The 12289-nt window shown below is 59.5% G+C and carries 15 protein-coding genes; 5 read left to right on the forward strand and 10 right to left on the reverse strand.

Going from position 1 to position 12289, the window contains the following annotated elements; genetic code table 11:
- On the forward strand, positions 1-505 hold a 505-nt coding region (locus tag ABYA88_RS13565), incomplete at its 5' end, for a phosphotransferase (protein WP_373187911.1).
- Here the strand turns inward: ABYA88_RS13565 and znuA are convergent.
- Positions 506-1426, reverse strand: coding sequence for a zinc ABC transporter substrate-binding protein ZnuA (gene znuA, locus ABYA88_RS13570; protein WP_373187913.1), 921 nt, complete (start codon positions 1424-1426; stop codon positions 506-508).
- Positions 1427-1523: 97 nt separating this feature from the next.
- Here znuA and ABYA88_RS13575 point away from each other — a divergent pair, with 97 nt between their 5' ends.
- From ABYA88_RS13575 to znuB, 3 genes are read left to right on the forward strand one after another with little or no spacing between them, the layout of a single operon-like run.
- The gene (locus ABYA88_RS13575; RefSeq protein ID WP_373187914.1) at positions 1524-2003 is read left to right on the forward strand and encodes a Fur family transcriptional regulator; all 480 of its coding nucleotides are present in this window, start codon (positions 1524-1526) and stop codon (positions 2001-2003) included.
- Positions 2000-2779 carry a zinc ABC transporter ATP-binding protein ZnuC gene (znuC, locus tag ABYA88_RS13580; RefSeq protein ID WP_373187915.1) on the forward strand — a complete coding sequence of 260 codons (780 nt, stop codon included), beginning with the start codon at positions 2000-2002 and terminating at the stop codon, positions 2777-2779. The genes ABYA88_RS13575 and znuC overlap by 4 nt, the downstream gene beginning before the upstream one ends.
- Positions 2772-3557: a zinc ABC transporter permease subunit ZnuB gene (gene znuB, locus ABYA88_RS13585; RefSeq protein ID WP_373187916.1), complete on the forward strand. Its 786-nt coding sequence runs from the start codon at positions 2772-2774 to the stop codon at positions 3555-3557. The genes znuC and znuB overlap by 8 nt, the downstream gene beginning before the upstream one ends.
- Here the strand turns inward: znuB and ABYA88_RS13590 are convergent, their stop codons facing one another.
- The 5 genes from ABYA88_RS13590 to ABYA88_RS13610 form a co-directional block, all read right to left on the reverse strand.
- The gene (locus ABYA88_RS13590) at positions 3558-4187 is read right to left on the reverse strand and encodes an SCO family protein (RefSeq protein ID WP_373187927.1); all 630 of its coding nucleotides are present in this window, start codon (positions 4185-4187) and stop codon (positions 3558-3560) included.
- On the reverse strand, positions 4184-5089 hold the full coding sequence (gene cyoE, locus ABYA88_RS13595; RefSeq protein WP_373187917.1) for a heme o synthase: 906 nt from the start codon (positions 5087-5089) through the stop codon (positions 4184-4186). Before cyoE ends, ABYA88_RS13590 begins: the two co-directional genes overlap by 4 nt.
- A 73-nt stretch (positions 5090-5162) precedes the next feature.
- Positions 5163-6203 (reverse strand): heme A synthase, encoded by a 1041-nt coding sequence (locus ABYA88_RS13600; RefSeq protein WP_373187919.1) that lies wholly within the window; start codon positions 6201-6203, stop codon positions 5163-5165.
- 5 nt (positions 6204-6208) lie between these two features.
- Positions 6209-6811, reverse strand: a complete 603-nt coding sequence (locus ABYA88_RS13605; protein ID WP_373187920.1) for a hypothetical protein — start codon at positions 6809-6811, stop codon at positions 6209-6211.
- Positions 6804-7499, reverse strand: coding sequence for an SURF1 family protein (locus ABYA88_RS13610; protein ID WP_373187921.1), 696 nt, complete (start codon positions 7497-7499; stop codon positions 6804-6806). The genes ABYA88_RS13605 and ABYA88_RS13610 overlap by 8 nt, the downstream gene beginning before the upstream one ends.
- A gap of 112 nt (positions 7500-7611) precedes the next feature.
- Between ABYA88_RS13610 and ABYA88_RS13615 the strand changes: the two genes are divergently transcribed.
- Entirely contained in the window at positions 7612-7824 is a 213-nt protein-coding gene (locus tag ABYA88_RS13615; RefSeq protein ID WP_373187922.1) for a twin transmembrane helix small protein, read from the forward strand.
- Between the two features lie 65 nt (positions 7825-7889).
- Here ABYA88_RS13615 and ABYA88_RS13620 read toward each other — a convergent pair whose 3' ends face one another.
- Genes ABYA88_RS13620 through coxB form a run of 4 tightly spaced genes read right to left on the reverse strand, consistent with a single transcriptional unit; the run spans position 7890 to position 12104 of the window.
- The gene (locus ABYA88_RS13620) at positions 7890-8780 is read right to left on the reverse strand and encodes a cytochrome c oxidase subunit 3 (RefSeq protein ID WP_373187923.1); all 891 of its coding nucleotides are present in this window, start codon (positions 8778-8780) and stop codon (positions 7890-7892) included.
- Positions 8781-8809: 29 nt separating this feature from the next.
- Positions 8810-9373: a cytochrome c oxidase assembly protein gene (locus ABYA88_RS13625; protein WP_373187924.1), complete on the reverse strand. Its 564-nt coding sequence runs from the start codon at positions 9371-9373 to the stop codon at positions 8810-8812.
- Between the two features lie 13 nt (positions 9374-9386).
- Positions 9387-10970 (reverse strand): cytochrome c oxidase subunit I, encoded by a 1584-nt coding sequence (ctaD, locus tag ABYA88_RS13630; RefSeq protein ID WP_373187925.1) that lies wholly within the window; start codon positions 10968-10970, stop codon positions 9387-9389.
- A 9-nt stretch (positions 10971-10979) separates the two neighbouring features.
- Positions 10980-12104, reverse strand: coding sequence for a cytochrome c oxidase subunit II (gene coxB / locus ABYA88_RS13635; RefSeq protein ID WP_373187926.1), 1125 nt, complete (start codon positions 12102-12104; stop codon positions 10980-10982).
- Positions 12105-12289 lie beyond the last annotated feature (185 nt).

Here is a 12289-nt window from a genome sequence, read left to right on the forward strand (position 1 = left end):
AGCTGGCGGTCTCCTCGATGAGCTGGACCAGGCCGAACGCGCACTGGTCGAGCCGCTGCTGCCGGTCATGCGGAGCCTGCTCGAGGAACGCCCGCCTATGCCCAAGACGGTCCTGCATGGTGACCTGTTCCGCGACAACGTATTGTTCGAGGGTCCCAACCTGACCGGGTTGATCGATTTCTACAATGCGGCAACGGGTTGGGCGCTCTACGATCTGGCGATCTGTGCGAACGACTGGTGTCTTGACGCGGACGCGCGCATGGATCCGGAAAGGGCCCAGGCGATGCTTGCCGGCTATGCGGCGCAACGGCGTTTTCTCGCGGTGGAAGCGGCCCACTGGCCGGACATGCTGCGTCTGGCGGCGTTGCGTTTCTGGTTGTCGCGGCGGATCGCAGCCGCCAGCCATCAGCACAAGGCTGATGTGCTGGTCAAGGATCCCGGGCACTTCATGCGGGTACTCGAAGGCCACCGTAAGGTGGCTGTGCAACTGCCTATCGCGCTCTGATCAGAGCGCTTCCAGGCAGTCAGCCAGCGCGCCGGACATATCTTCCAGCATATGTTCGTAGCCCTTGGGGCCCACATCGATCGCGCTTCCGAGCGGATCAAGCACGCCAACAGTGACCGGCAGGCCCTGGGTCAGGCTGTTGACCAGGCGTGGCGTAAATTGCGGCTCGGTGAAGACGCAGCTTGGGCCTGCTGCCTGAAGCTGCTGACGCAACTGATTGACGTGACGTGCGCCCGGCTGCACCTCGTGGGAGAGGCTGAATATCCCCTGGGGCTTTACGCCGTAATGGTCCTCGAAATAGCCATAGCCATCATGGAAGACGAAATAGGGCTTGTCGCGCAATGGCGAAAGGCGGACTTGCAGTCGATCGTCCAGCGCCGTCAGGCTGCGTTCGAAGACTGCCAGGTTGGCTTGTAACTGATCAACATGCTGCGGATAAACGCTGGCCAGATCCTCGGCCATATAGCGGGCAACCACCTTTGCATTGTCTGGTGACAACCAGATATGCGCATCCAGGCTGCCGTGATCATGCTCGTGGCCGTGTGCATGACTGGCGTGCTCGTCTTTTTGGAAATTGTGCGCCTGCTGCTGTTTCCGGACCGCCATCTGCGGTAGGTGCAACAGGTCGACTGCGCTGTCCTGGCGCTCAAGCAGGTCCTGCAGAAACAGTTCCAGTTCGGGGCCGATCCAGTAGATGCGCTCGGCCTCCGCCAGCGCGCGCCGGTCGGAGGGGCGCAGTGCATAGCTATGCGGTGAGGCGCCCGGCTCCATCAGCAACGCCGGCGTGTCGATATCCTTCATGACGGCGGCGGCTATCTGTTGCAGCGGCTTGATGGTGGTCAACACCCTGGAATTTTCCGCGGCCAGGGCAGGCGTTGTGCCGAGCCAGCACAGCACGCATAGAAGCAAACGCAAGCGCATGATCATACCTCCGAGTAGAATATTGTTATATGATAACAGCACTAGCGCCCTTGCACAGATCATCTTTGAAGGCCACAACGTGATTTCAGATCAGAGCATGCCCAACGATCCACATCAGCCCCATGACCACAGCGCGTGCGTCAGCAGTGCGCTGGAGTCCGCCGAACAGTTATGCGAGCGTGCCGGGGTGCGTTTCACGGCACTGCGCAAGCGTGTGCTGGAACTGGTCTGGGCCAGCCACAAGCCGCTCGGGGCGTACGACATTCTCGACACTCTGGCCCGCAAGGATGGGCGGCGCGCGGCACCGCCGACGGTATACCGGGCATTGGATTTTCTGCTTGAGCAGGGTCTGGTCCACCGGATCGCCTCACTCAACGCTTTCATCGGATGCCCGAGCCCGGAACACAGCCATCAGGGGCAATTTCTGATCTGCCGCCAATGCCACGTAGCGATCGAGCTTGATCGTGCGCCTATTCGCCAGGCGATCGCCGACAGCGCCAGTACCGCAGGATTCCAGATTGAGTCCGAAACGGTTGAGATCATCGGTTTGTGCGCCCAGTGCCAGGCGGCAGCATGAGCGACCGTCTGCTGGAGCTGGACAACGTCAGCCTGCGCCTGCATGGCAATGTGATCCTCGAGAATGTCAGCCTGAGCGTGCGACGCGGGGAGATTGTTACGCTGATCGGACCCAACGGGGCGGGCAAGACCAGCCTGGTCAGAATCGTGCTCGGGCTGCTCCAGGCTGATGCCGGTACAGTGCAGCGAGAGTCGCACCTGCGCATCGGCTACATGCCGCAGAAGCTTCAGGTGGATGCCAGTCTGCCGCTGACCGTATTGCGCTTTCTGTTACTGGCACCGGGTGCAACGCGCGCCCAGGCGCTGGCTGCGCTGAAAGACGTAGCTGCTTCACATCTGTGTGATCGGCCCCTGCAGCAGGTCTCCGGTGGTGAGCTGCAACGCGTGCTGCTGGCCCGGGCGTTGCTGCGCCAGCCTGATCTGCTGGTGCTGGACGAGCCGGTACAGGGAGTGGATGTGAACGGCCAGGCCGAGCTATATCAGTTGATCAACCGGTTGCGCGACCGCTATGGCTGCGGTGTGCTGATGGTTTCGCATGATCTGCACCTGGTGATGGCCACGACCAACACTGTGGTCTGTATCAACCGTCATGTCTGCTGCTCCGGCCACCCGGAGCAGGTCAGTACTGACCCAGCGTTTCTTGCGCTGTTCGGCGAGCGCGCCAGTGCGCTTGCGGTATATAGCCATCACCACGATCACGCCCATGATCTGCATGGCGAGATAGTTGACGAATCTGCCCACGAACACCGCCACGGACCTGACTGCGACCATGCCTGATTTTCTGATTTATGCCTTGCTTGCCGGTCTCGGTCTGGCCGTTACCGCCGGTCCCCTGGGTTCGTTCGTGGTCTGGCGGCGAATGGCCTATTTTGGCGATACCCTGGCGCACTCAGCGCTGCTGGGCGTCGCGTTGGGTATTCTGCTGGAAATCAATCTGACGGTCTCGGTCACGCTGGGTTGCGTCCTGCTGGCTGTGCTGCTGGTTGCGCTGCAGCACAAGCAGTGGCTGGCCAGCGATACGCTGCTGGGCATCCTGGCACACAGTACGCTGTCGCTGGGCCTGGTGGTGCTGGCATTGTCCGACAACGTCAGGGTCGACCTGATGGCCTATCTGTTCGGCGATTTGCTGGCGATCGCCCGCGTTGACCTTTACTGGATGCTCGGCGGACTGCTGCTGGTGGGTATATTGCTGGCTTGGTTGTGGCGGCGACTCTTGTCGATCACCGTGCATGAGGAGCTGGCGCGGGTGGAAGGTCTGCCGGTTACCGCCATCAGACTTGCATTGATGTTACTGATTGCGATCGTGATTGCGGTAGCGATGAAGATCGTCGGCGTGCTGCTGATCACTTCATTGCTGATCATTCCACCTGCGACCGCCCAGCGTCATGCCCGCACGCCGGAACAGATGGCAGCGGGCGCGAGCGTGATTGGTTGTATGGCTGTGCTGGGCGGGCTGACGCTGTCATGGCATCTCGATACGCCGGCGGGCCCGTCCATTGTGGTCAGTGCGGCTACGCTGTTTCTGCTGGGAATGCTGGTGCCCCGCCGCGGGTGATCACTCGCTGGCCATGATGCGCGGCAACCATCGGCTAAGTTCCGCAGTTTTGAACGGTGGGCGGATAAATCCGACATACTGCCCTTCAGGATTGACCATCACTACCTGCCCGCTGTGATCGACCAGATAATTCTCTTCACTGGTGTCCGGTGGTATATAGGCAACAGAGAGTGCCTGGGCCAGTATCGCCAGTTCCGTCGGTTCGCCGGTGACGCCCTTGAACCCGGCCTTGAAATAGCCCAGGTACTCTGACAGTTGTTTCGGCGTGTCGCGCTCCGGGTCGACACTGACCATGGTGACCTGGAGCTGGTCCCGGCTTTCCTGCGGCAGCGACTCGACCACTTTACGCAGATCCGCCATGGTGGTCGGGCAGATATCCGGACAGAAGGTGTAACCGAAAAACAACAGATCCCACTGCCCGGTCAGATCCTGCTCGCTCCATTCGTCGCCAGTGGCTGCTTTTAGAGTCACCTCGGGCAGGCTGCGCGGGCTGTCGAACAGAAAGATACCGGATTCGGAAAGCACGTCTCTATCGAGCGGCGCCTGGCGGTTGACCTTGGCCACGACGGCGCCCAACACCAACGCAATCGCCGCGACAGTGACCAGCACCGTCTTCTGCACACCACTCATAGCCATCCGGCGACTCCAACGTAGTGATCGACCAGCAACGCAACGAACAGCCAGAGCAGGTACCAGAGCGAGAACTTGAATGTCTTGATTGCCGCGTGAGGCCGGCTGTCGCGCCACAGTGCCCAGGCCCAGTCGATGAAGCGCAGACCCAGCAGCAGGGCCGCGGCCAGGTAGATCGGGCCGCTCATATGGATCACGAACGGCAACATGCTTACAGCCAGCAGGATGAAGGTGTAGAGCAGGATGTGCAGTTTGGTGTAACGCTCGCCGTGGGTCACCGGCAACATCGGGATGTCTACCTTGGCGTATTCCGCCTTGCGATGGATCGCCAGAGCCCAGAAATGTGGCGGTGTCCAGGCGAAGATGATCAGCACCAGCAAGAGCCCTTCAGCATCAATCTGACCGGTTACCGCAGTCCAGCCGAGCAGGGGCGGCGCGGCACCGGCGATTCCGCCGATCACGATATTCTGCGGAGTGGCGCGCTTGAGAAACAGGGTATAAACCACTGCGTAACCGAGCAGCGAGCCGAGGGTGAGCCAGGCGGTGACCTGATTGACCCATGTCAGCAGAATCGCCATGCCGGCAACGCCCATTACCAGGGCGAAACACATGGCACTGATCGGATTGACGCGTCCCTGGGCTACCGGACGACGCTGGGTGCGAGCCATGTGTATATCGATCCGCCGGTCGACCAGGTGATTCACTGTGGCCGCAGACCCTGCGCACAACGCTATGCCTAGATTACCCAGCAGCAGGATGGTCCATGGCACCATCCCCTCGGTGGCCAGGAGCATGCCGATGGCCGAGGTAATGATCATTAACGCCACGACCTTGGGCTTGGTCAGCTCCAGGTAGTCACGCCAGATGGCTCCGGCCGAGGCTGTATTGGTCAAGGTGGTCATCAAAGCTTCCCCAGAACGCCGAAGCGTTCGTCATTGTTCGAATTATTGTTTGGCTGCCAGTATGCGCCAGGGTTCAATTGCTGGCCAGCAGACCCGATGATCTGTCGGCGCTGAAAGAGGCATTCCTGGGCCGCGCTCGCAAGCGATAGTTGATCGCCACGACTACCAGCAGCAATAGTGCACCCACTGCGTTGTGAGCTACAGCGACGGCCAGCGGAAGATGCAGCAGGACGTTGCTTACCCCCAGGCTGACTTGCGCTGCCAAGACCGCGACCAGCAGGCCTGCCAGCCCGCCGAGACGGATCTCGGTCATTCTCCATGCCAGCAGTAGCAGCACGACACTGGTAATCACAGCGCCGATGCGGTGGGACACATGGATCGCCGTGCGTCCTTCGCCATCGAGTATGCCGCCCAGATAATTCGGCCCAATCTCATGGAACATATGGAAGCCGGCGGCGAAGTTCATCTCCGGCCACCACACGCCGTGGCAGGTAGGCAGATCGACACAGGCCAGCGCCGCATAATTGGTGCTGGTCCAGCCACCGAGCATGATCTGGGCAATCACTACCACCAGTGCAAAGCGGGCAAAATGGCGCACCCGCACAACTGATTTTTGTGGAGTCAGCGTGGTATAGCGCCCCGACAGGCGTAGCGCGAGTAACAGCAACAGGCTCAAGGTGGCGAAACCGCCCAGCAGGTGCGCTGTGACAATCTGCGGCCAGAGCTTGAGAGTCACGGTCCACATGCCGAATGCAGCCTGACAGATCACCAGTAGCAGCAAGCCGAAGCTCAGGCCTACCGGGTGTCCCGGTACGCGTCGGTGACGCAGGCTGTAGAGGGCGAGACCAAGAATAACCAGGCCCAGAAGGCCCGCGACATAGCGGTGAATCATTTCGGCCCAGGCCTTGAATATCTCAACCGGTTCGTTGGGAAAGCGCGACTCGGCAAGCTGGATCGACTCCGGCGACTGCGGCACGCCGAGAAAGCCGTAGCAGCCTGGCCAATCAGGGCAGCCGAGACCCGCATGCACAAGACGGGTATAGGCACCCAGAATCACCACGACAAAGCCCAGCGCCAGAGCGAAAAGGGCAAAAACATAACCGGGTTTGCGCATGTTCGTCACCCTACCTTGGACACTTTCAACAGGTGTTTCAGATCATCCAGCAGCTGTTTGCCGGGTTCTTCGGGGGCCTGATGCAACACCACACGACCCAGCGGGTCGATCAGCCAGAGCTGCGCGCCCTCGCGCCACTCCAGCGGATGGGCTGTCAGGCTGCGGTCATATGCGTCCGGATTCAGGGCGATGAGCTGCAGACGTGGATAGTTGCGCTCCAGCCGCTCGAGCAATTCACCTGCAGCCGGTGATGCGAGTGCCAATACATGCTCCACTCTTCCGGCTTCGCGGCCCAGTGCCACGTTGATTTGCCGCGCTTCATGCACCAGCGCAATGCAGGTTTCGCCGCACTCTCCGCTGGCAGTTACCAGCAGGCGCCAGGGCGCGCCATAGCCGACCGGCTCAAGGTTCAGTTGCCAGTCATCCACAGCTATAGCTGGCTCGATCAGGTCCGAGCGGTTGGTCTGGCTGTCCGGTATGCCCACGCCAAGCTTTGCCATGATGCCGGCAAGCAGTATGGGCCCGAGAACGATAGCCACGATGGCCAGCAGCTTGAGTTGTCCGCGCGGTTTCTTTTCGGCCGCGGACGTTTTTTCCCTGTCATGCATTCTTTTTGTTCTCCGGGGGTTCTGGCCGCAGTCCGGCCCAGACAAAGAGTGCCAGCAGGGCCAGGGCCAATGCAAACCATTGCACCGCGTAAGCGGTATGTTTGCTGGAAGTCGTCGGTAGCGCCGGCCAGTCAAGTGTCAGCGCAGCATCGCTGCCAGTGCGCAGCCGCGCCATCCAGGGCAGCAACGATTCACCGCTGGCTTGCGTCATCGCGTCCAGGTCGACGCGTGTAATCAACTTGGGCCAGCCTGGCTGTACATGGGTTTCGCCCAGCGTGAATCCCGCTTCGGTGGGCGGAAGGGCCTCGCCATCCAGTCGCTGGGTTCCGCGCGGCGTGCTGACCACGGGCACATCGCGACGATCGGGCCAGGGCAGCCAGCCGCGATTGACCACCAGTCTCTGGCTCGAATCGGAATCGATGAATACCTGAAGGACTTCAAGCCCGGCCTGGCCATCGCGGGTGCGGTTGTCGAGCAGCCAGATCAGCTCGGGATCAAAAATCCCTTGCATCTGCAGCGGACGCCAAGCGACATTCTCTGTCCCCTGTAACTCGCCCAACGAAACTGCAACAGCGCTGCGGCTCTGATCCATACGCGCCTGCATCTGACGTTTCTCTTCGGCGCGGTCGAGTTGCCAGAAGCCCAGGATCACAAGTATCGGCAGGAAAAAAGCGACAAACGCCGTCATGGGCCAGCCTGGAGCGAAGCGTGTTGCGGCGGAGGAAAAATCAGACATGGCAACCTTGAGCATTCGCAGGGGCTATAATGGCCAGACCCTTCATAAGCATGGATGTTCGATTATGTGGTTAAAACTGGTCATTCTGGCCTTGCTGCTCGCTATCCTCATCAGCCTCTTCAGTGGCCTGCTCTTCCTGGTCAAGGACACCGACGGCCAGAGTCGCCTGGTGACCGCTCTGAGTGTGAGGATAGGGCTGACCGTCGCGGTGATGTTGCTGATTGCCTATGGTTTCTGGTCCGGTCAGTTCACCTGGAACACGCCCTGGCTCCACTGATCTTTTTTAGGTAGCTGGCACGGTCCGGCGATCCGGCGGCGGCTGGGCCGCCGGCCGTAACCGCATCAGAAAATGTAGACGAAAATAAACAGACCTACCCAGACCACATCGACAAAGTGCCAGTACCAGCTCGCCGCTTCGAAGCCGAAATGGTGTTCCGGCGTGAAGTGACCCTTGAAGATACGCAGCAGCATGACCGACAAGATGATGGTTCCCATCAGCACGTGAGCGCCGTGGAAGCCAGTGAGCATGAAGAACGTGGCGCCGTAGATGCCCGAATCCAGCGTCAGCCCCAGATCATTGTAGGCATGGAAGTATTCGGCGATCTGCAGCCCGAGGAAAACCACTGCCAGGGCTACCGTGAGTCCCAGCCAGGCCTTGAGCGCGCCACGCTTGTTGGCGCGCAGTGCGTGGTGAGCGAAGGTGACGGTGACACTGGAGGTGATCAGGATAATGGTGTTTATCAGCGGTAGCTGCCAGGGGCTGATGATTTCCTTCGGCCCCGGATACAGGCTCGGATCCGGGTTGGTCATCAGGGGCCAGACGTAATCGAAGTTCGGCCAAAGCATGCCAGTGACGCCTTTGTCGCCTTCACCTGCCAGCCAGGGGCCGGCGAAGGTGCGCACATAGAAGAGTGCGCCAAAAAAGGCGGCAAAGAACATCACTTCGGAAAAAATGAACCAGCCCATGCCCATGCGGAACGAGCGATCCATCTGGGCGCTGTAAAGGCCCTGATGAGTTTCCTTGATAACGTCGCCGAACCAGCCGAACATCATCCAGGTCAGGATCAACAGGCCGGCCACCAGTATCAGATGGCCGCTCTCGCCGTTGCTGACCATCATGGTGCCGCCACCGAATACGGAGGTGAGCAGGCCGATGGAACCGACTATCGGCCATTTGCTCTGGGCCGGTACGTAATAGGCTTCATGTGTTTCGTGTGTTTCGTGACTCGCCATCTCTTGTTCTCCTTGTCAGGCAGTCAAATTCAGTTGCTGTGCACGGCCGCCACATCAGGGCCGGCCATGCGTTCAGTAATATCGAACAAAGTGTAGGACAGGGTCAGTCGGTGAACTTCCTGCGGCAGGTCCGGATCGACAATGAAGCGCACCGGCATTTCCACGGTTTCACCAGCCTGCAACGTCTGCTGCGTAAAGCAGAAGCATTCGGTCTTGTGGAAATACGCTGCGGCCTTGGACGGTGACACGCTGGGCACCGCCTGGGCGACCATCTGTTTGTCGGTCGGATTGTGCGCGGTGAAGATCATTTCCCGCGTTTCGCCGGGGTGCAGGACCAGCTCGTTGCCCTGCGGGCCAAACGACCAGACCATGCCCTGGGCGTTGGTCGACAGGAACTGCACACGCACTGAGCGTGACTCGTCGACTGTCTGGCCGCTGTCCTCATAGGCTGAGCGATTGGTCTTGCCGTTGATGCCGAAGGCGTCGCACATCACGTCATAGATCGGCACCAGCAGGAAGCCGAAACCGAACATGCCGGCGACCAGCAGCACCAGGCGGCCAACCAGTCGTTTTGTGCTCAAGCCTTCGCCCATTACGCGCATCCCCTTACTTCACTTCTGGCGGAGTGCTGAAGGTGTGATAGGGAGCAGGTGATGCAACTGTCCACTCCAGGCCCTCGGCGCCATCCCACGGCTTGGCCGCGGCCTTCGGGCCACCCTTGATGCACTTGATCACGATGAACAGGAACAACAGCTGGGTAGCGCCGAACATGAACGCGCCGACCGAGGACACCATGTTGAAGTTGGCAAACATCATGTTGTAATCCGGAATCCGCCGCGGCATGCCAGCCAGACCAATGAAGTGCATCGGGAAGAAGGCCAGGTTCATGCCGACGAAGGACATCCAGAAATGCGTCTTGGCCAATACTTCGTCATACATGTGGCCGGTCCACTTGGGCAGCCAGTAGTAGGCCGAAGCGAAGATGCCGAAGATCGCGCCCGGTACCAATACATAGTGAAAGTGCGCCACTACGAAGTAGGTGTCGTGGTACTGGAAGTCCGCAGGAGCGATCGCCAGCATCAGGCCCGAGAAGCCGCCGATGGTGAACAGGATCACGAAGGCCACGGCGAACAGCATTGGCGCTTCGAAGGTCAGCGAACCGCGGAACATGGTGCTGACCCAGTTGAATACCTTGACCCCGGTGGGGACGGCGATCAGCAAGGTGGCATACATGAAGAACAGCTCGCCGGTCAGGGGGATACCCACGGTGAACATGTGGTGAGCCCAGACCACGAAGGACAGGAAGGCAATCGCCGCAGTCGCATAGACCATCGAGGTATAACCGAACAGCGGCTTGCGCGCGAAGGCTGGAATGATCTGGCTGACCGCGCCGAATGCCGGCAGGATCATGATGTACACTTCAGGGTGGCCGAAGAACCAGAAGATATGCTGGAACATGACCGGATCGCCGCCGCCGGCAGCACTGAAGAAGCTGGTACCGAAGTTGATGTCCATCAACATCATGGTTACCACACCTGCGAGTACCGGCATCACTGCGATCAGCAGGAAAGCGGTGATCAGCCAGGTCCAGACGAACAGCGGCATTTTCATCAGCGTCATGCCCGGGGCACGCAGATTGATGATGGTAGCGATGATGTTGATCGCGCCCATGATCGAACTGATACCGGCCAGGTGGATGGCAAAAATGAAGAAGGTAACGCTAGGCGGGGCATAGGTCGTCGACAACGGCGCATAGAAGGTCCAGCCGAAGTTCGGTCCACCGCCTTCCATGAACAGCGTCGAGACCAGCAGGCCGAAGGCTGCAGGCAGTAGCCAGAAGCTGAAGTTGTTCATACGCGGCAGCGCCATGTCCGGCGCCCCGATCATCATCGGGATCATCCAGTTGGCGAGGCCGACGAACGCGGGCATCACCGCGCCGAAGACCATTATCAAGCCATGCATGGTGGTCATTTGATTGAAAAACGCTGGTACAACCAGCTGCAGGCCAGGCTGGAACAATTCAGCGCGTATAACCATTGCCATGGTGCCGCCAAGCAAAAACATGGCGAAGCTGAACCACAGGTACATCGTGCCGATGTCCTTGTGGTTGGTGGTAAGAACCCAACGTAGCGGGCCCTTGGCCGGACCATGTGCATGGTCGGCGTGATGGTGATCGATCACTGCACTCATGATGGTCTCCTATTGGCCATTTTTGAAGTTGAGAATATCCATCGGGCTGACGACGTCACCCGTATCGTTACCCCACGCGTTGCGCTCGTAGGTAATTACTGCTGCGATATCCACTTCAGAAAGCTGGCCATCGAACGATGCCATTGACGTGCCAGGCTTGCCGTTGACGACGACGTCAATGTGGCCGGGGATGTCGTTCAGGGCGATATTACTGCCCTTGAGTGCAGGGAAAGCAGGAGGGAGGCCAGTGCCGTCAGGCTGGTGACACGCGGCGCAGTTGGTGTTGTAGACTTTCTCGCCACGGTCCATCAGTTCGGCCAGCGTCCATTCCTTGTCACGCAGGTCTCTCTCGGCGGCTGCCGCTTCTTTCTTGGCTCCCAGCCAGGAGTCGTAATCTTCCTGTGAGCGAGCATCGACGACGATGGGCATGAATGCATGATCGCGCCCGCACAGCTCGGTGCACTGGCCACGATAGATACCAGGCTCCTCGATCCGGGTCCATGCCTCGTTGACGAAGCCGGGGATGGCATCCTTCTTTACGGCTAACGCCGGAACCCACCAGGAGTGGATCACATCGGCGGAGGTGATCAGGAAGCGGATTTTCTTGCCGACCGGCACGACCATGGGCTCATCTACTTCGAGTAGATAGTTTTCGCCCTTCTCGACCTGATTGTCGATCTGATTGCGCGGGGTGGTGAGGTTGCTGAGAAAGCTGACATCTTCGCCGATGTACTTGTACTGCCAGCGCCACTGGTAACCGGTGATCATGATATCGACATCCGACTCTTCGGCGTCGTATATATCAATGAGGGTCTTGGTAGCGGGCACCGCCATGCCGACGAGGATCAGCAGGGGAATGACTGTCCAGAGGACTTCGACCGAGATGTTTTCGTGGAAGGTGGCGGGTACTGCGCCGCGGGACTTGCGGTGCATGAACATCGACCAGAACATCACGCCGAAGACAATGACACCGATGACCACGCAGATCCAGAAGATCAGCATGTGCAGATCGAATACTGACCGACTGATATCGGTCACTCCTTCGGACATATTGAATGCCCACCCGGCGCTTACTGTGCCACTGAGTGTCAGCAATAGCAGACCACCCAGCCAGGCGCTTGCATGTCGCAACATTCCCGGTTCCCCTTGTTTTTTTTATCTTTTCTGGAGCGGAGGGGAAAGTATTTATACCGTCATCAGGACTTGATAAACACGGATGCCGTCATTTTCGCCCCTGCGATGCGGGAGTGAATCTGGCGACTGGCCCCCCAAAAAACTGCCAGACCGGTTGAGTATAGACCTGACAAGTCTCATGGCAA

Origin of the sequence: Halopseudomonas sp., from assembly GCF_041579695.1 — a bacterium.
Taxonomy (GTDB): domain Bacteria; phylum Pseudomonadota; class Gammaproteobacteria; order Pseudomonadales; family Pseudomonadaceae; genus Halopseudomonas.